20 protein-coding genes are annotated in these 18,130 nt (G+C 66.0%); 6 read left to right on the forward strand and 14 right to left on the reverse strand.

Annotated elements, in window-relative coordinates; all coding sequences use genetic code 11:
- Positions 1 to 104 precede the first annotated feature (104 nt).
- From GKC28_RS06810 to soxR, 4 genes are all read right to left on the reverse strand, one after another.
- Positions 105 to 926: a 4-(cytidine 5'-diphospho)-2-C-methyl-D-erythritol kinase gene (locus GKC28_RS06810; RefSeq protein WP_174146152.1), complete on the reverse strand. Its 822-nt coding sequence runs from the start codon at positions 924 to 926 to the stop codon at positions 105 to 107.
- Positions 916 to 2,631 carry a tetratricopeptide repeat protein gene (locus GKC28_RS06815; RefSeq protein WP_174146153.1) on the reverse strand — a complete coding sequence of 572 codons (1,716 nt, stop codon included), beginning with the start codon at positions 2,629 to 2,631 and terminating at the stop codon, positions 916 to 918. Before GKC28_RS06815 ends, GKC28_RS06810 begins: the two co-directional genes overlap by 11 nt.
- A 135-nt stretch (positions 2,632 to 2,766) precedes the next feature.
- The gene (locus tag GKC28_RS06820; RefSeq protein WP_174146154.1) at positions 2,767 to 4,416 is read right to left on the reverse strand and encodes an electron transfer flavoprotein-ubiquinone oxidoreductase; all 1,650 of its coding nucleotides are present in this window, start codon (positions 4,414 to 4,416) and stop codon (positions 2,767 to 2,769) included.
- Positions 4,417 to 4,584: 168 nt separating this feature from the next.
- Positions 4,585 to 5,064: a redox-sensitive transcriptional activator SoxR gene (soxR, locus tag GKC28_RS06825; protein ID WP_174146155.1), complete on the reverse strand. Its 480-nt coding sequence runs from the start codon at positions 5,062 to 5,064 to the stop codon at positions 4,585 to 4,587.
- 98 nt (positions 5,065 to 5,162) lie between these two features.
- Here soxR and GKC28_RS06830 point away from each other — a divergent pair, with 98 nt between their 5' ends.
- From GKC28_RS06830 to GKC28_RS06840, 3 genes are all read left to right on the forward strand, one after another.
- Positions 5,163 to 5,543 carry a VOC family protein gene (locus tag GKC28_RS06830; RefSeq protein WP_174146156.1) on the forward strand — a complete coding sequence of 127 codons (381 nt, stop codon included), beginning with the start codon at positions 5,163 to 5,165 and terminating at the stop codon, positions 5,541 to 5,543.
- A 242-nt stretch (positions 5,544 to 5,785) separates the two neighbouring features.
- Entirely contained in the window at positions 5,786 to 6,256 is a 471-nt protein-coding gene (gene greA / locus GKC28_RS06835) for a transcription elongation factor GreA (protein WP_174146157.1), read from the forward strand.
- 20 nt (positions 6,257 to 6,276) lie between these two features.
- Positions 6,277 to 7,314, forward strand: coding sequence for a hypothetical protein (locus GKC28_RS06840; RefSeq protein WP_174146158.1), 1,038 nt, complete (start codon positions 6,277 to 6,279; stop codon positions 7,312 to 7,314).
- A 153-nt stretch (positions 7,315 to 7,467) separates the two neighbouring features.
- On the opposite strand, the gene glp is transcribed toward GKC28_RS06840, so the two are convergent.
- From glp to GKC28_RS06865, 5 genes are all read right to left on the reverse strand, one after another.
- Positions 7,468 to 8,724 (reverse strand): gephyrin-like molybdotransferase Glp, encoded by a 1,257-nt coding sequence (gene glp, locus GKC28_RS06845; RefSeq protein ID WP_174146159.1) that lies wholly within the window; start codon positions 8,722 to 8,724, stop codon positions 7,468 to 7,470.
- Positions 8,721 to 9,533, reverse strand: coding sequence for a molybdopterin guanine dinucleotide synthesis (locus tag GKC28_RS06850; RefSeq protein WP_174146160.1), 813 nt, complete (start codon positions 9,531 to 9,533; stop codon positions 8,721 to 8,723). Before GKC28_RS06850 ends, glp begins: the two co-directional genes overlap by 4 nt.
- Positions 9,530 to 10,021, reverse strand: a complete 492-nt coding sequence (mobB, locus tag GKC28_RS06855; protein WP_174146161.1) for a molybdopterin-guanine dinucleotide biosynthesis protein B — start codon at positions 10,019 to 10,021, stop codon at positions 9,530 to 9,532. Before mobB ends, GKC28_RS06850 begins: the two co-directional genes overlap by 4 nt.
- Positions 10,018 to 10,656, reverse strand: coding sequence for a molybdenum cofactor guanylyltransferase MobA (mobA, locus tag GKC28_RS06860; RefSeq protein ID WP_174146162.1), 639 nt, complete (start codon positions 10,654 to 10,656; stop codon positions 10,018 to 10,020). The genes mobB and mobA overlap by 4 nt, the downstream gene beginning before the upstream one ends.
- A gap of 79 nt (positions 10,657 to 10,735) precedes the next feature.
- Entirely contained in the window at positions 10,736 to 11,608 is an 873-nt protein-coding gene (locus tag GKC28_RS06865) for a formate dehydrogenase accessory sulfurtransferase FdhD (protein ID WP_254604178.1), read from the reverse strand.
- 64 nt (positions 11,609 to 11,672) lie between these two features.
- Between GKC28_RS06865 and GKC28_RS06870 the strand changes: the two genes are divergently transcribed.
- A complete protein-coding gene (locus GKC28_RS06870; protein WP_174146164.1) occupies positions 11,673 to 12,401 on the forward strand; it encodes an AzlC family ABC transporter permease in 729 nt (242 codons plus the stop codon).
- Complete coding sequence (locus GKC28_RS06875; RefSeq protein WP_174146165.1) at positions 12,398 to 12,727, forward strand: AzlD domain-containing protein; 330 nt, start codon at positions 12,398 to 12,400, stop codon at positions 12,725 to 12,727. Before GKC28_RS06870 ends, GKC28_RS06875 begins: the two co-directional genes overlap by 4 nt.
- A gap of 20 nt (positions 12,728 to 12,747) precedes the next feature.
- Here GKC28_RS06875 and GKC28_RS06880 read toward each other — a convergent pair whose 3' ends face one another.
- The 5 genes from GKC28_RS06880 to GKC28_RS06900 form a co-directional block, all read right to left on the reverse strand.
- Positions 12,748 to 13,368, reverse strand: a complete 621-nt coding sequence (locus GKC28_RS06880) for a hypothetical protein (protein ID WP_174146166.1) — start codon at positions 13,366 to 13,368, stop codon at positions 12,748 to 12,750.
- Between the two features lie 16 nt (positions 13,369 to 13,384).
- Entirely contained in the window at positions 13,385 to 13,519 is a 135-nt protein-coding gene (locus GKC28_RS06885) for an aa3-type cytochrome c oxidase subunit IV (RefSeq protein ID WP_174146167.1), read from the reverse strand.
- Positions 13,520 to 13,681: 162 nt separating this feature from the next.
- Positions 13,682 to 14,134, reverse strand: a complete 453-nt coding sequence (locus tag GKC28_RS06890; protein WP_174146168.1) for a DUF6173 family protein — start codon at positions 14,132 to 14,134, stop codon at positions 13,682 to 13,684.
- Between the two features lie 26 nt (positions 14,135 to 14,160).
- Positions 14,161 to 15,207, reverse strand: a complete 1,047-nt coding sequence (locus GKC28_RS06895) for an MBL fold metallo-hydrolase (RefSeq protein ID WP_174146169.1) — start codon at positions 15,205 to 15,207, stop codon at positions 14,161 to 14,163.
- 4 nt (positions 15,208 to 15,211) lie between these two features.
- On the reverse strand, positions 15,212 to 16,915 hold the full coding sequence (locus GKC28_RS06900; protein WP_174146170.1) for an acyl-CoA dehydrogenase: 1,704 nt from the start codon (positions 16,913 to 16,915) through the stop codon (positions 15,212 to 15,214).
- 142 nt (positions 16,916 to 17,057) lie between these two features.
- Between GKC28_RS06900 and GKC28_RS06905 the strand changes: the two genes are divergently transcribed.
- Positions 17,058 to 18,008, forward strand: coding sequence for an L-threonylcarbamoyladenylate synthase (locus GKC28_RS06905; protein WP_174146171.1), 951 nt, complete (start codon positions 17,058 to 17,060; stop codon positions 18,006 to 18,008).
- Positions 18,009 to 18,130 lie beyond the last annotated feature (122 nt).

The following is an 18,130-nucleotide window of genomic DNA, read 5'->3' on the forward strand; positions in this document are numbered from 1 at the left end:
GCGGTGCCGCGCCGTGCGGCAGCGCGGCGCCCGGCCCAACGGCGGGCAAGCATCTTTGATGCGCTGCTCCGCGGGCGGGAGCACGGCGCTGGACGAAGGGCGGTTCAGGTCAGGGTAACCGCGCTGCACCACCACTCGGGATATGCTGCGCCGATTTCATAGGCCGCCATATGGGCGGCCTTCTTTGTGGGGTAGAGCGCAAAGCAGGTGGCACCGGAGCCGGACATGCGGGCGAGCAAGGCCTGGCGGGAGCTGCGCAGGTCCGAAAGAACCCGCTCGATCTCCGGCGCAAGCGCGATGGCCGGACCTTCCAGGTCGTTGCGCTGTTCTGCCAGCCAGGCGGCGCAGTCCTCACCGGACGTGAAGGCGGGGATGTCCTGCGGCATTGGCGGGTTGTTGCGGGAGGCAAGCGCGGAAAACACAGGGCCTGTCGGGACATGCGCCCCCGGGTTGACCAGCAGCGCATGCAGTTCCGGCAGCTCCACCGGCGTGACCTGCTCGCCGATGCCCTGCATCCGGGACGCGCGCGCCGCCATGCAGACCGGGACGTCGGCGCCAAGGTTCAGCGGCAGGTCTGCGGGGACGCCGGCGCCCTGCCCCTCCAGCGTGCGCAATACTGCAGCGGCATCCGATGAGCCGCCGCCGATACCAGCCCCGTGGGGCAGCTGCTTGTCGAGGCTGATATGTCCGGTCCAGCCAGCGCCCTCGGCAGCTTTCCAGACCAGATTTCGCGCGTCCGCAGGCACGCCCGTTGCGAACAGGCCGAAGACCTCAAGCGACAGCTCCGGGCCCGGCTCAAGCTGCAGCCGGTCGCCGGTATCCGCAAAGACCACCAGCGAATCCAGCAGGTGGTAACCGTCCTCGCGGCGGCCGGTCACATGCAGGGTCAGGTTGATCTTGGCGGGTGCTGCGACCTCAGCCGCCATTGGCCACCTTCAGGGGCTGGGCGCCTTCCTCGGCCAGAACCGCATCGAGGCCCACTTCCAGCTTGCGGCGGATGCGCTCGGGGTCGGCTTCGCCGTCGGTGTCCTCCGGGTCGATGAAGGAGAGCGCCCGCTTCCACTGGAACTCCGCCTCGCGCGCGCGGCCCACGGCCCAGTAGACGTCACCGAGGTGGTCATTGACCACCGGATCGACCGGCATCAGTTCCACTGCGCGCTCCATATGCGCGACGGCCTCTTCGAACTTGCCCATGCGGTAGAGCACCCAGCCTAAGGAGTCGACGATAAAGCCGGAATCGGGCCGCGCGGCAACGGCGCGTTCGATCATGTCCAGCGCCTCGTCCAGCTTGCTGTGTTTCTCCACCAGCGAGTAGCCAAGGTAGTTCAGCACCTGGGGCCGGTTCGGGTCCAGGTCCAGCGAGGCGCGGAAGTCGGCTTCGGCCTGCGGCCACTGGTCGAGGCGCTCGTGGCAGATGCCGCGGGCGTAGAACAGGAACCAGCGGCTGGAGGAATCCTCGGGCGTCTTGTCCAGCGCCTTGTCATAGGCGCGGGCGGCGGCGGCATAGTCTTCCTGCTGGCGCAACAGGTCGCCGAGGCTGATGTAGACGCTGGGCTGTTCCGGGAAGTCGCGGGCCAGCTTCTCCAGCACCTCAATGGCCGCGTCCGGCTTGGCGGCGCGGCGCAGCGCCTCGGCGCGGCCCATTTCGGCGGCGTGGTAATCCGAGTGGCCGGCCGGAACCTGCTTGTAGGTGGCAACCGACAGTTCGTAGCGGCCCAGCTGATCCAGCAGGCTGGCGCTGAGCAGGATAGCGTCCACATGGTCCGGGCGCAGCGAGGCCGCCATGCGGGCATACATCAGCACGTAATCATTGGCGGTGTCGCCGTTCAGCGCCGCACCGAGGGTGAAGAACACCTCGGCAATGCCGTCCTGCGGGCTGGGGGCGATGGTGTAGGCCAGGGTTTCACCGGCGGCGAGCTGCGCGTCCAGCGCCTCCAGCCCCGGATCGAGGCTGCTGCCGAAGGCGGCAGACAGCGCCGCGCGGGCGTCCTCGTTGCGGCCCAGCAGCGACAGGATCTGCACCCGCGCCACAGCCGCGCGGCGGCTGAGGGTGGCAAGGCGGCCATCCTCGGCGGCAAACAGGTCCTCAGCGCCGCCGTAGTCGCCGGCAGAGGCCAGCGCCAAGGCCCGGTGATAGAGCACGAAGGGCTTCAGGCTGCCGTCCTTGGCGAGCCGGTCAAAAGTTTCCAGCGCGCTGGACACGGAGCCTGCACCGGCATGCGCCCAGCCCTCCAGCAAACCGTCCACCAGCGGGTGAATGGCTTCCTGTTCCAGATCCCGGCCGAGGATCGCCTGATAGTCGCCCTTGGCGGCCAGACCGCCCGCCAGGACGATATTGGCGACCTGGCTGCGGGCACCGGTCTGGCGCAGCCGTTCGGCCACCGGCACGGCGAGATCCGCCTTGCCCATGGCAAGCTGGGCGAACACCACGTTTTCCATCAGCAGCGGATTCTGCGGGTCGCGCGCAAGCGCCTGGGTGTAATAAAGCGCCGCAGCGGCGAAATCGCTGTCATAGGTCGCGGCCCGTCCGGCCAGGTAGGATCCCGCCAGTCCTTCGGCCTGCACGGCAGGCGCGGCGGCGGCGGCCATCAGGGCCGCACAGGACAGGGTGCGAAGAATGGATACGGGCACGCGGGACCCCCTTACGGTTTACTGCTCTTGCTCTTGTAAGAAAGGGTAGTGCGGCGCCCGTCAACACGCAATGGGGCGGCCCAAGGACCGCCCCATAAAATCCGGCAAAAGCCCGCCGGAAACCTAACGTTCCCGTTACATGTTCGGGTAGTTCGGGCCATCGCCGCCCTGCGGCGTGGTCCAGGTGATGTTCTGGGACGGGTCCTTGATGTCGCAGGTCTTGCAGTGGACGCAGTTCTGGAAGTTGATCACGAACTCCGGCTTGCCGTCCTTTTCCACCACCTCGTAGACGCCGGCCGGGCAGTAGCGCTGCGCCGGTTCCGCAAACTTCGGCAGGTTCACCGAGATCGGAGTGTCCTCATTGCCCAGGCGCAGGTGGCAGGGCTGGCTTTCCTCGTGGTTGGTCATCGAGAAGCTGACGTTGGTCAGGCGGTCGAAGGACAGCACGCCATCGGGTTTGGGATAGTCGATGGGCTTGTGCTTGGAGGCTTCCTCGGTCGACTGGGCGTCGTTCTTGCCGTGGCCCAGGGTGCCGAAGAAGGAGAAGCCGAACAGGTTGTTGGTCCACATGTCCAGGCCGCCCAGCGCCAGCGAGGCGGTGAGGCCCCACTTGGACCACATCGGCTTGACGTTGCGGACCATCTTCAGGTCCTTGCCGATTGCGCCTTCGCGCACGTCGGTTTCGTAAGCCGTCAGCTCATCGCCCGAACGCTCTGCCTTGATCGCGTCATAGGCGGCTTCGGCCGCGGCCTTGCCCGACAGCATCGCGTTGTGGTTGCCCTTGATGCGCGGCACGTTGACCATGCCCGCAGCGCAGCCCAGCAGCGCCACGCCCGGCGCCACCAGTTTCGGCATCGACTGCCAGCCGCCTTCGGTGATGGCACGGGCGCCGTAGGCCACGCGCTTGCCGCCCTTCAGCAGGTCAGCGACCACCGGGTGGTGCTTGAAGCGCTGGAATTCCATGTAGGGGAACAGGTGCGGGTTCTTGTAGTTCAGGTGCACCACGAAACCGACGTAAACCTGGTTGTTGTCCAGGTGGTAGATGAACGACCCGCCGCCCGCGTTGGAGCCCAGCGGCCAGCCCATGGTGTGGGTGACGGTGCCTTCTTTGTGCTTGGCCGGGTCGATCTCCCAGATTTCCTTCATGCCGACGCCGTATTTCTGCGGCTCCTTGCCGTCGGAGAGGCCGTATTTGGCGATCACTTCCTTGGACAGCGAGCCGCGCACGCCTTCGCCCAGGAAGACATATTTGCCGTGCAGCTCCATGCCGGGCTCATAGGCCGGGCCAGGGGTGCCGTCGGGGTTCTTGCCGAATTCGCCGGCAACCACACCCTTCACTTCACCGTTGTCGCCATAGACCAGTTCCGAGCACGCCATGCCCGGGAAGATCTCGACGCCCATTTCCTCGGCCTGCTCTGCCATCCAGCGGCAGACGTTGCCCATGGAGACGATGTAGTTGCCGTGGTTGTTCATCAGCGGCGGCATCGGAAAATTGGGAATGCGGACCTTGCCGGCCTCGCCCAGCATCAGGAAGTTGTCTTCCTTGACTTCCACGTTCAGCGGCGCGCCCTTTTCCTTCCAGTCGGGGATCAGCGCGTTGAGGCCGCAGGGGTCCAGCACTGCGCCGGACAGGATGTGCGCGCCCACCTCGGAGCCTTTTTCCAGGACCACGACCTGCAGGTCGGCGTCCAGCTGTTTCAGGCGGATGGCCGCAGACAGACCGGCAGGGCCGGCCCCGACGATCACCACGTCGTATTCCATCGCTTCGCGTTCAATCTCGGCCATTTGCGGCGCTCCTTGGCTTTCTTTTCGCTACCGGCCCCACAACAGTCTGCGGGCGCAATTTTCTTTCGCGGTGCTTAGCGTTTGGCGCCCCCATGGGTCAATCCAAACTCCGCGTCAAACACCTGTAAAACAGGCAACTGAGACAAAAAGTGCGTCCATTTTCGTCACTCAAGGAGCATTTTCCGCCTCAGCTTCTGTCTCAGGCCGGTCTCCCATCAGGTATCGGGGTCCCTGCCCCTTCTGTGCCGCCCGGTCTTCGGGGTTGTAAAGTTTGCAATTCGGAAGCGAAAGACAGCCGCAGCCTATGCAGCCGTCCAGATTGTCGCGCAGTTTGACCAGGGTTTCGATTCGCTGGTCCAGGTGGCTGCGGAAGGTGTCCGAAATGCAGGCCCAGTCCTCCTTGGTCGGGGTGCGGCTGCCCGGCAGGCTTTTGAGAAAGCCGCGGATTTCCGGCAGCGAGAAACCGAACTGCTGGGCGATCATGACGAAGCTCAGCCGCCGGATGTCGGCCCGGTGAAAGCGGCGCTGGCCGCCTGCGTTGCGCCAGGGCTCCACCAAGCCTTGCGCCTCGTAGTAGCGGATCGCGGACACCGCGAGACCGGTGCGTTCGGCCAGATAGCCGATGGAAATCCCGGCGGACTGGGGCATGGCAGCCTCCCTGAAGAAATATCTTGAGCTAAAGTTAGGTTTAGGAATTACGGTGAGTCGCATCAACAGGTTTGCTCAACCCGAAAAGGAGATTTCCGATGAGCGCAGTTTTGGAGCACGCAAACATCACCGTCGCCGACCCCAACGGCACCGCCGCCTGGATGGAGAAAGTATTCGGCTGGCATGTGCGCTGGGAGGGCGAGGCGAAGAACGGCGGCTACACCGTGCATGTTGGCGAGGAGAACAGCTATCTGGCGCTCTACACCCCGCGCACCGCGGCCGCAAAAGCGCCGGAAAGCTATGGCATTATCGGCGGGCTGAATCACGTCGCGGTCATCGTCGAGGACCTGGACGCGACCGAGGCGGCGGTGAAGGCAGCCGGTTTCACACCGATGAACCACGGCGATTACGAGCCGGGCCGCCGGTTCTACTTCCACGACGAAAACGGCATCGAATACGAGGCGGTCCAATATGATTGATCTGCCCGAGGCGGCGCCGATGGCCGCCGCCCTTCACGGCATTTTTCCGCGCAAACCTGTGGAAAACCCGCATAATCTGCCCGGTTAGGCGGAATTGCAGGCAACCGGCCCCTGCGGCCACTTGAAATCGGGCGCAGGATTGGGTCAGGTATTTGTCAACCGGACCGGAGGCCCCGCGGCACATGCTGCGGGGCTGCGGTTTTCATAGAGACAAGAACAAAAGAGCGACCTGGACCAATCACATGGAAAAGATCCCGATGACCCCGGCGGGTTTCGCCGCCCTGGAAAGCGAACTGAAGAACCTGAAATCCGTCGAGCGACCGGCCATCATCCAGGCGATTGCCGAAGCGCGCGAGCTGGGCGACCTGTCGGAAAACGCCGAATACCACTCGGCCCGCGAAAAGCAGTCCTTTATCGAGGGGCGCATCAAGGAGCTGGAAGGCATCCTGTCGCTGGCCGATGTGATCAACCCGGCCAAGCTGTCCGGCGCCATCAAGTTCGGCGCCAAGGTGACGGTGGTGGACGAGGACACCGACGAGGAGAAGACCTGGCAGATCGTCGGCGAGCATGAGGCCAACATCGAAGCGGGCCTGCTGAACATCAAATCCCCGATCGCCCGCGCCTTGATCGGCAAGGACGAAGGCGACAGTGTGGAAGTGCGCACGCCCGGCGGCGAGCGCGCCTATGAGATTCTCAAGATCGTCTATTCCTGATCCGCAAGGGCAGAGTGGTCATGACAGGCTCCAGCAGCAGTCCGGGTTCCAGCCCGAAACCAGGCGGCAGCCAGCCGCCGCGCCGCCTTGACGGCCCCGCGGCCGCCAATGGCCTGGGCGGTGCGGAGCTGGTGGCCATCGGGCTGGGCGCGCTGTGGCTGCTGGCGGCGGCCGGGTTCTATCTGTTTGCGCCGGAAGATGCGGGCCTGTCGCAGTGGGCGGATCTGATCACCGGCGTGCTGGCGCTGGTGCTGCCGCTGGCGATGCTGTGGGTTGCGGCCTCTGCCGCGCGTTCGGCCCGGGTGATGCGCGAGGAGAGCGAGCAGCTGCAGGCCGCCATCGACGGATTGCGGCAGAGCTACCTGGCCCAGTCCCAGCAGCATGCAGCGGTGGCGGAGACCTCGGTCGCCAAGCGGCTGGAGGAAATCGCCGAGGCCACCCGCAAGACCGAGACCGCACTGGCCACCTTCCACACCAGCCGCCGCGCCAACCCGCTGCGCCCGGCGATCCCGGCAGCGGCGGCAGAGATGACCGCGGCTGAACAGGGCTCGCTGGCGCTTGGCACCCAGGCGGCGGATACCGCGCCGCCCTTGCCCGCCGAGCAGTTCATCCGGGCGCTGAACTTCCCGGAAACCGCCGAGGACGAGGAAGGATTTGCCGCCCTTCGCGCGGCACTGCGCGACCGCAAGGCGGCGCAGGTGATCCAGGCAGCGCAGGACGTGCTGACGCTGCTCAGCCAGGACGGCATCTATATGGACGACCTGCGCCCCGACATGGCCCGGCCGGAGATCTGGCGCCAGTTCGCACAAGGGGCGCGCGGCCGGGCGGTGGCAGCGCTTGGCGGTGTGCGCGACCGGACGTCCCTGGCTCTGACTGCGGCGCGGATGAAGCAGGATCCGATTTTCCGCGATGCCGCACACCACTTCCTGCGCCGGTTCGACCAGATGTTTGCGGATTTCGAGGCAGAGGCCACCGACGGCGAGATTTCCGCCCTTGGCAACACCCGCACCGCCCGGGCCTTCATGCTGGTTGGCCGGGTGGCCGGGACATTCGACTGACCAGGGCGGCCGGGTCGGGCTGTTGCCTGCGGCGCGGGTGTTTTTGACCAGAAAGAAGCAGCTAGCGGTGGCACGCCGCGCACCAGCGTGGCGCCCGGCCCAATGGCGGGCAAGCATCTTTGATGCGCCGGGCCGCGGGCGGAAGCGCCGCGTTTACATCGCGAAGCTGCCGTAGGGGAGGAAGCGGACCAAATCGCCCGGCTTGATATCCGCGGCGCCGTCGCCGAGCTCCACCAGCCCTTCCGCCCAGCTGAGACCGCTGATGCGGCCGGAGCCTTCGGATCTGAACACCTCCGCACGGCCGACCCGCACCCGCGCCCGCAGGTACTCGCGGCGGCCCGGTTTCTTGCGCTTTTCAAACGCGGCAGGTACTTCAAACGCCTGCGGCTCCTGCCAGCCTGCCCCCGCCATCAGCCCCATTGCAGGGCGGGCAAAGATCAGCGTGCACACGAGGGCGGCCACCGGGTTGCCCGGCAGCCCGAAAACCGGCGTGCCCTGCCACATGCCCAGCGCCAGCGGGCGGCCCGGTTTCAGCGCGATGCGCCATTCCTGCATCGCCCCCGCCTCACGCAGCAGGGCAGACATGTGATCCTCATCCCCGGCAGAGGCGCCGCCGGAGGTCAGGATCACATCGGTCTGCGCCGCGGCGCCATCCAGATGCGCGCGCAGCGCCTCGCGGTCATCCGCCGCCTTGCCCAGGTCCACCGGCACAAAGCCCAGCTGGCGGATCAGCGCCAGCAGCATCGGGCGGTTGGCATCGAAAATCTGCCCCTTGCCGGCGGGTTGCCCGGCCTCGACCAGTTCGTCGCCGGTGGAAAGCACCCCGACCCGCAGCGGCAGCCGCACCGTGAGTTCTGCCAGCCCGGTGGCGGAGGCAAGGGCGAGATCGGCAGGGGTGATGACCCGGCCCGCGGGCAGGATTACCTCACCTGCGCAGACATCCTCACCCGCCTTGCGGGTGTTCGCCCCTTGTTTCAGCGGGCCGTTGAAAGCGATCCGGTTGCCGTCGGTGTTGACGTCCTCCTCAAGGATCACCGTGTCCACGCCTTCGGGCAGCGCGGCGCCGGTCAGGACCCGGATTGCGCTGCCTGCGGGCACGGTTCCGTCAAAGGGCACCCCGGCTGCGGCCCGGCCCTGCACCAGCGGCAGCACATGCGGCCCATCTGCCCTGCCGCCAGCAAAACCATAGCCGTCCACCGCCGTATTGGGCAGCGGCGGGTTGGAGCGTTTGGCCGCCGCCTCCTTTGCCAGCACCCGGCCCAGCGCATCAGCCAGCGGCACGGTTTCCGCACCGGTGACCGGCCCCAGCCTGTCCCTGAGCAGCGCCAGCGCGTCATCCACCGGGGTCCAGTCCACGCCCGCAGGCAGGGCAAAGCAGTCGTTGCTGAGCGGCGGCGGTGTCAGGGTCATTGCGGTTCCACTCCCAGAATCCAGCCCTCTTCGGGCGCATGGACGTTCAAAAGCCGCTCCTGTTCTGCCACGGGGCGGCGGCAAAGTTCCAGTGCGACCTGTTGTACCTGCCAGGCATCCTTGATGAAGCCTGCAGGCGGCTGGCCGAGGGTCAGCGAGGGCCAGATCTCGATGAGCGCGACCGGCTTATCCAAGGGCTCAAACGGCCAGGCTGCCACTTGCCCGGCAAAGCGGCGGCGCAGGCGGGCGAGCACCGGCAGCCCCATCATCACCTGGCTGCCCACCGCCCCGGCACCAGCCATCTGCCAGCAGGTGAAGCTGCCCTTGGCCAGATGCTCCACCGCGCGGCGGTCGGGGAAAGGGTTGCTGTAGGTGGCCTTGTTGCGGGGCAGACCGTCAATGTCCCGTTTCAAGCCGTTGGCCCAGAACGGCCCCTGCCCGCCGAACCTGCGGTTGATCTTGCCCGCAAGGTCAAAGCGGTTGTTGGATTTGGGGCTGTCGTCGATCCGGTCTTCGAACCAGTCCCAAAGGTTCAGCGGGTCCTCTGAGCCGGTGAGCGCCTGCGCGAAACCGGCGGGGTAGCCGAACGGGAAATCGAAGCCCAGAAACAGCCGCCGTCCCGCGGTCAGCTCCCCCTCAACCAATCCCGACAGCCAGTCCTCCGCAAGCTGCCGGTTTCGCAGGTAAACCGGTTCCTCCGCGGCCCGTTCCCGCACCACACAGGCCCAGATGGCATCCTTGCAAGGCTTTGGCCCGCGGTCGTTGCCGCCGGACCAGTCCACCATTGCAAAGGTTTGCCAGCGGCTCACATCCCCAAGTCCTTTTGGATGAAATCCGCAATAGCCACGGTGTCATCCAGATCGAATACCGGGCGGTCCAGATGCAGCGGCACGTCGCTGGCCACGGCACGGATGGTGGCATTTTCCGGCGCGATCAGCGGCTGACCCGCGGCGGTTCTGTAAGCTTCGATCTTGGGGTGGGCCTCGCGCTTGAAGCCTTCGACCAGCACTAGATCGACGGGACGCAGACGCGCCAGCAGTTCGGTGAAGGATGGCTCCCCCGCCCCGCGTAGCTCCTGCATGATGGCAACCCGGTTGGGCGAGGCCAGCACCACCTCAGACGCGCCGGCCGCGCGGTGGCGGTAGCTGTCGGTGCCGGGCTGGTCCACATCGGTGCTGTGATGGGCGTGCTTGATGGTGGAAACGGAAAATCCGCGGGCGCAGAACTCCGCCACCAGCCGTTCCATCAGCCCGGTCTTGCCGTTGTTCTTCCAGCCGGTAACGCCGTAGATCTTCATTTCAGCAGCGCCTCTGCCCTGGCCAGATCATCCGGCGTGTTGATGTTGAAGAAGGGGTCGAAGGGATCGGCCTCGAACAGCGCCTCGCGGCCCCCGTGCCGGTCGGTCCACAGCACCACCTTGCGAAGCCCGTCATTCAAGGCAGCGCGCAGGTCGTCGCGCAGGGCGACGGGCCAGAGGCCGAAAGCCGGGTGCCGGTTCACGCGTTTGCCGCCGCCGGATTTTAGCGCCTCGTCGCCGGTGCGCGGCGTGGTGGCGAGCACCAGCGGCTGGTCCATGCCCTTGGCTGCTGTGGTCAGCCGGGCCACCAGATCCTGCGGGAAGAACGGTGTGTCGGCGGCGGCAGTGACGATGGTGTCCGCCCCCTGCTCGGCCGCCCAGTCAAGACCCGCCAGGACGCCCGCCAGCGGGCCGGCATAACCTTCGATCGAGTCGGCAATGACCGGCAGGCCCAGATCGGTGAACCGCTCCGGATCGCCATTGGCGTTGAGCGCGAGGCCTGCGACCTGCGGCGCCAGCCGGTCGATGACGCGGGAGATCAGGCTTTGGCCGCCGACCTGCAGCCGCCCCTTGTCGCCGCCGCCCATCCGGGTGGCGAGACCGCCTGCGAGGATTACGCCGAGGGGCTTGGTCATGTCGCATGTACTCCGATCTCGAAGGACACGCCCTCCCCGCCGGGCCGGACGCTGCCCTCACCTTTAGAAATCAAATTTTTCATCCCGAGCTCTTCCGCCGGTGCTTCTTTTCTTCCACCGGAGCTTCCTTGGGGTCCATGTCCCGCACCAGTCGTTCCTCACCGGAGAGGCAGATGAACCGCTGGCCGCGCATGCGGCCGATCAGGGTGAGGCCAACCTCGCGGGCAATCTCCACGCCCCAGGCGGTGAAGCCCGACCGGGACGCCAGCACCGGGATGCCCATCATCGCGGTCTTGATCACCATTTCCGAGGTCAGCCGCCCGGTGGTATAGAGGATCTTGTCCGCGGCCTGTGCCTGTTCAGACAGCATCCAGCCGGCGATCTTGTCCACCGCGTTGTGGCGGCCGACGTCCTCCATATAGACCAGCGGGCGGTCCTGCCGGCAGAGCACGGTGCCGTGGATGGCGCCGGCCTCGAGATACAGCGAGGGCGTGCGGTTGATCTTGTGCGCCAGCGCATAAAGCCAGGAGGTGCGGACCGCCGCCTTAGGCAGGCGCACGTCTTCCAGCCCCTCCATCATGTCGCCAAAGACGGTGCCCACCGCGCAGCCGGAGGTGCGGGTCTTCTTCTTCAGCTTTTCCTCGTGGCTGGTCTCCACCGCGGTGCGCACCACCACGGTTTCCAGGTCCTCGTCATAATCGACGCGGGTCACCTCATCCTCGTCGCGCAGCATCCGCTGGTTGCGCAGGAAGCCGAGCGCCAGATATTCCGGGTAGTCGCCGATAGTCATCGCGGTGACAATTTCCTGCGAGTTCAGGAAGATGGTCAGCGGGCGTTCCTCGACCACAGCGATCTCGCTTTGCTCGCCATTCTGGTCGACACCGGTGACGGCGCGCGTGAGCCGCGGGTCGGCAACGCCGGGGGCGATCAGATATTCCGACGTGATATCCATACTCACCAATTGCATTCCTTCTGCGTCCGCCGTAGTGCGGGTCAACGCAATCTAGGACGCGCAGATGGCAATCACCACCACCAAATCGGCCTTCTGGAAAGGGTTTCGCGACAGCGCGCCTTTCCTGTTCATGGCTTCGCCCTTCGGCTTTCTGTTCGGGGTGCTGGCGGCGGAGGCCGGGCTGATCGTGCCGGAGGCCTTTGCCTTCTCACTGGCGGTCTTTGCCGGCGCCGCCCAGTTCACCGCGCTGCAGCTGATGCAGGAAAACGCGCCGCTGATCATCATCCTGATCTCGGCCCTGGCGGTGAACCTGCGGATGGCGATGTATTCGGCGTCGCTCACACCCTACCTGGGCGATGCGCCGATGTGGCAGCGGGCGCTGGCCGCCTATTTCGTGGTGGACCAGTCCTATGCGCTGTCGATCGTGCAGTTCGAGGCTGAGCCGAAAATGCCGCTGCCGCAACGGATGGCCTATTTCTTTGGCACCAACGGGCTGATCACTCCGGCCTGGGTGATTGCCACCGCACTGGGGGCGCTGGTGGGCACCCGTATTCCGGAGAGCTGGGGCGTGGATTTCGTGCTGCCGCTGGCGTTTCTGGCGATGATCGGGCCGATGCTGCGGACCCCTGCGCATGTGGCGGCGTGTTTCGTGGCGGTGGCGGCCTCGCTGCCGGCCTCTGCCCTGCCTTATAACCTGGGACTGATCGTGGCGGGGATTGCCGGTATGGTTGCGGGCGCGCAGGCTGAGCTGTGGCTGGAACGGCAAAAGGCAAAATCGGAGGCCGCGAAATGAGCAGTATTCCCGCACCGGTTCTGTGGACCGTGATCATCGGGCTGGCGGTTGGCAGCTATGCCCTGCGATTTGCCTTCATCGGCTTCATGGGCGGGCGCCCCATCCCCGACTGGCTGATGCGGCATTTGCGGTATACGGCGGTGGCGATCATCCCGGCGCTGGTCGCGCCTCTGGTGCTCTGGCCTGCGCCGACGGGAGGCGACCCCAGCCTGATGCATTTCGCCGCCGCGGCCGCGACCTTTGCTGCAGGATATCTGACCAGGAACGTGCTGTTTGGCCTGGGAACCGGCGGGCTGTCGCTGCTGCTGCTGTATCTCGCCGCCTGACGCGCCGCGCCGGAGATAAGTTAATCTGCGGAGGAGGTAAGGGCTACGTTGGCCCCGGAAATGCCCGCCTGCAGATCGCCGCTGTCATTCTCATAGTAGCGTTCGGTCCGCACACCCGGCAGCTGGCCGAACTGTTCCGCCAGTTTTTCCGGATAAAAGGTGCGGTCAATGCTCTCAAAGCCCGGGATCTGCTGCAGGATGCCGATGGTCGCCTGGGCACAGTAGGCACCCGGCACCCGGCCGTTGGTCACCGCCAGCTGATAGGCTTTCCGGGACTGCTCCGGCGTCACCTCAACCCGCTGCACCACTACATGGAAAGTGCTGCGCGCATGGGCGCCGCGGTAGGCTTTCTCAACCGCAGGGGTGATGCCGTAAAGAACATCGTTACGCTCCGGCACCACCGAGGCGTAGAAGGACCCTGCGGGGTCGAAAATCACCCGCTCGGACGCGTTGATCATCAGCGACGTGTGGCCGCCCCGCCCGGTGCGGTTGTTGATCATCGTGTAGAGGGTGAGTGCCGGCGGGCCGGAATGGCGGTAAGCCGCCTTGGCCAGGGTTTCAGCATCCGCGTTGGGCTGCTGCGGCGCCGCGCAACCCGCAAGCGCCAGCATCACCGCGCCGAGGCAGAGCAGATTACGCATCAATTGGTTCCCGGAATCAGGTGGCGAAAACTGCCAGGAACAGCGCTAGGAAGACCATCGCAATACAGAAACGGGTCACGAATGTCATGAAGCTCGCGAACATCTTCTCCTGAACGGTGATGTCCATGCTGCCGTGCTGATGTTCAGCCATGTGAGTTATCCCTCAAATTCACGTGCGTTTTCCCGGTGATTACCGGATTTGCCATCCCCTGTCACCACGTCATTCGGGCGCATCCGGCGGAAATGCCGCCCGAAAACCACAGAAAACCGCCGGGGATCCGGCGGCTGCGGCCCGGGCGGCGAATCGTGCGGCTCACTCCTGCTGCAGGTCCGAGGCGAGGCGGAAGCCGATCCGGTTGGCGGGCTCTTCCTCACGGGGCTTGGGCACCGCGCGCAGCATCACATTGAGCTGGCTGACGTGCTGCACCAGCTGGGTCTTCGACCCGCTGCCTTCGCTGCCGTAGAAGGTGATGATGTCGGGATCGAAATAGCCCATGCCCTCGATCCTGAGCACGCCGGTATTGCCGCCAGTGAAGCCCATTGCGACCTCGTGTTCGGCGTCCAGCTGCTGTTCGAAGTTCTGGATATAAAGGATCAGCCGTTCATAGGCCCAGCGGGCCGGGCTTTTGGCGGCATCCGGTTTCTGCAGCTTCTCCGGCACCTTGCTCAGGCCTGCGCAGGCCTCCGGGTCGGAGTGGACCTCATGCACGCAGGGCAGCACCGCCGCCTCTGCCGCCTCGGCGCTGGTGGAAATCTCGTCGCTCATGGTGCCTCCCCTTTCCGGGGCGCGGATCACCCCTTGCTTTGATAGAGCCAGGCGCTGTCTTCGCGTTTCCATCGCGTCACCTGGCCGGTGTGGTACAGGTGATTTACATGGGCCACCGCCTCAACCAGTGCAAGCCCGTACTCACCTTCGCCGATTGTGCGCTTGAACAGCGGCGCAAAGCAATCGGCGGCGGTGCGCGGCACAGAAAGGTGATCCATCAGCCGCTCCAGCGCGCCGTGGTGGTTACCGATCAGCTGCTGCATCCTGAGCGGCAGGCGCGAGAACGGCAGCTTGTGGCCGCCCAGCGCCAGGTGATCGGGACGCGCCAGTTTTGCCAGCCGTTCGCAGGCCTCCAGCCATTCGCCCAGCGGATCGGCCATCGGTTCGGTCGCGTAGACGCCGATGTTGGGGCTGATGGTCGAGAGGATCTGATCGCCGGTGATCACCAGATTGTCGTCGCGGCTCCAGAAGGTCGCGTGCTCAGGCGCATGGCCGTTGCCGGTGTGCACATCCCAGTCGCGCCCGCCCATGCGGATCACGTCGCCCTGCTTGATGCGGGTGAAGCCCAAGGGCATCGGATGCACGGTGTCGGCGAAGTTGAAGGGCCGGTCGCTGACACGCTTCTCATAAATCTCCGGCGCCATCCCGGCGCTGCGGTAATAGGCCAGGGTTTCCTCCGGCCAGACCTCCTGCACGTCCAGCGTCAGCATGCGGGCAAACAGCCAGGCGGTGCGGGTGGTGACCAGTTCGGCGCCGTGGACGCTCTGAAACCACCCCGCCAGGCCGATGTGGTCGGGGTGGTGGTGGGTGGCAACAACGCGTGTCACCGGCTTGCCCTTCAGGGGGCCGGCCATAAGGCTCTCCCAGATCCCGCGGCTCTTGCGGGTATTGAAGCCGGTGTCGATCACCGTCCAGCCGTCGCCTTCGTCCAGCGCGTAGATGTTGACGTGGTCCAGCTTCATCGGCAGCGGCTGGCGCATCCACAGGACGCCCTCGGCCACCTCGATGGCTTCGCCATGCGCCGGCGGTTCTTCCCAGGGGGTGCGGGGGGAGACGTCGGGGATATCGGTCACGGTGTCAGCCCGCCAGTTCATCAAGGCTGAGCGCGAAGGTGCCGGCCGCGCCGGCCTGGGCGTGCGCCAGCAGAGCCGCATGCTCCGGCAGCATCCGGGTGATGTAAAACCTTGCCAGCTTCTCGCGCGCTCCGCCCTGATCCGCCATCGCGGCGGCCAGGTGGTAATGGCCGCCCAGCACCCGGGCGAAGGCGCGCAGGTACGGCACGGAGCCTGCGAAGCGGTCCTGCATGTTCTGCTGCGACACCAGCCATTCGGTTGCTTCGCGCAGGGATTCGCAGGCCTGCCAGACGGCTTCGGCCATGTTCGGATGGCTGGCGCGGGCGCGTTCGGCCTGCTCCTCGATCTCGTCGATCAGGGCAAAGGCCATGTCGCCGCCGTCCATCATCTTGCGCGCCACCAGGTCCATCGACTGGATCCCGTTGGTGCCCTCGTAGATCGCGGTGACACGCACGTCGCGGTAAAACTGCGCGGCGCCGCTCTCCTCTATGAAGCCCATGCCGCCGTAGACCTGCACCCCGGTTTCGGCCACCCGCATGCCGGTGTCGGTGCCAAATGCTTTGGCGATCGGCGTCAGGAAGGCCGCGCGGGCCGACCAGTCACTGCCGCCGGTGGCGGTGTGCATGTCGATGGCGCGGGCGCAGGCCATCAGGATCGCACGGGAGGCAAAGAGGTCCGCCTTCATTTCCATCAGCATCCGGCGCACGTCGGCGTGGTCGGCGATGGTGCCCGAGGGCGTCTTGCCCTGCTTGCGCTCCAGCGCGTAGGCCAGCGCATGCTGATAGGCGCCCTCGCCCCCGCCGACGCCCTGGCCGCCGACACCAAGGCGCGCGTTGTTCATCATGGTGAACATCGCCGCCATGCCGCCGTGCTCCGGCCCGACCAGCCAGCCGGTGGCACCGTCGAACTGCATCACACAGGTGGGGGAGCCGTGCAGGCCCATCTTGTGTTCAAGGCTCACGACCTTCAGATCATTCGCCTTGCCCGGGTTACCGTCCGCATTCGGCAGGTATTTCGGCACCAGGAACAGCGAGATCCCCTTGGTTCCCGGCACCCCGTCCGGCAGCCGCGCCAGCACCAGGTGGCAGACGTTGCCGCAGAAGTCGTTGTCGCCCCAGGAGATGAAAATCTTCTGGCCCGAGATGGCATAGGTGCCATCGCCGTTCGACTCTGCCTTGGAGCTGAGTGCGCCGACATCGGAACCGGCCTGCGGTTCGGTCAGGTTCATGGTGCCCGACCATTCGCCGGAGATCAGCTTGGGCAGGTACAGCTCCTTGATGGCATCCGAGGCGTGATGCTCAAGCGCTTCGATCTGGCCCTGGCTCAGCAGCGGTGCCAGCTGCAGCGACAGGCAGGCGCCGGCCATCATCTCGTAAACCGCAACGGCAAGTGTCTGCGGCAGCCCCATGCCGCCGAATTCCTCTGCCGCGCTGATACCAACCCAGCCGCCGTCCATGATGGCCTGATACCCTTCGGCAAATCCGGGCGAGGTCCGCAGCACGCCGTTTTCCAGATGCGCGGGATGCAGGTCGCCGTTGCGCTGCAGAGGCGCCATCACCTCGTCGCACAGCTTGCCTGCCTCTGTCAGGATCGCGCTTACGGTGTCGGTGGTTGCCTCGGCAAAGCGGTCTGTGGCCGGGATGCTGTCATACCCAACGACGTGGTTCAGCAGAAATTCATACTCGGAAACGGGGGCGCGGAAGGTCATGGGCGTCCTCTGGCGGGGGTTTCTGGGGCGTGCGGGCGCGGGCAGTCTTGGCTTCCCGGCGCTGGCCCATTATGGTCTGTGGCTTGTCCGATTACCTAACCGGGCACTTATTTCAATCAACCAAAACGCCGCGTCACCCCAAATGCCCCAGCAGAGCACTGAAATCCTTGCCGCAACGGCAGGCGGCATTGCCCGCGCCGCCCAGCTTCTGCAGGAAGGGCGGCTGGTCTCCTTCCCGACTGAGACGGTTTATGGCCTGGGCGCCGATGCCCGGCAGGGCGGAGCGGTGGCGGCGATCTACGAGGCCAAGGGGCGGCCGTCGTTCAATCCGCTGATCGCGCATGTGCATTCGGCAGAGGCGGCACGGCGCTATGTGGAATGGAATGACGTTGCGGAACAGCTGGCAGCAGCGTTCTGGCCCGGCCCGCTGACGCTGGTGCTGCCGCTGCGGGAGGGGCACGGGATTTCGCCGCTGGTCACCGCCGGGCTGAACACCCTGGGCGTGCGGGTGCCTGCGCATCCCGCGGCGCAGGCGCTGCTGCAGGAACTGGACGGGCCGGTGGCGGCGCCCTCGGCGAACCCTTCCGGCAGGATCAGCCCGACCACGGCTGCACATGTGAAGGCCGGGCTGGGCGGCCGGATTGCCGCGATCCTGGATGACGGCGCCTGCGGCGTTGGCCTCGAGTCCACCATCATCGGTCTGGCAGGGCCGGATGCGATGCTGCTGCGCCCTGGCGGGCTGGCTGCAGAGGTTATCGAGGCAGTGCTGGGCCGCAAGCTGGTGCAGCGGGATGTGCATGATCCGCTGACCGCCCCCGGCCAGCTGCTGTCGCATTATGCCCCTGGCGCGCCGGTACGGCTGAATGCTGACGCGCCCGGCGAGGGCGAGCTGTATCTTGGCTTTGGCCCCGGCAGCTGCGATCTGAACCTCTCGGAATCCGGCGAACTGGCGGAGGCTGCCGCCAATCTGTTCGGCCATCTCCACCAGCTGGATGCCCTTGGCAAGCCGATTGCCGTTGCACCGGTTCCGGCGCATGGGCTGGGCGAGGCCATCAACGACCGCCTGCGCCGCGCCGCCGCCCCGCGGGACTGAACGCCGCAAACCGCAAAACACCCGCGCCCATCACAGAAGCGCGCACGGCCCAAGGGTTTTGTGGTTATCTCTGATAATCAGAAATCCCGCGGGAGCCGTTCCGCTGTGCGGCCCGGACTTGA

It is taken from the genome of Leisingera sp. ANG59 (genome assembly GCF_013317235.1).
Lineage (GTDB): Bacteria > Pseudomonadota > Alphaproteobacteria > Rhodobacterales > Rhodobacteraceae > Leisingera.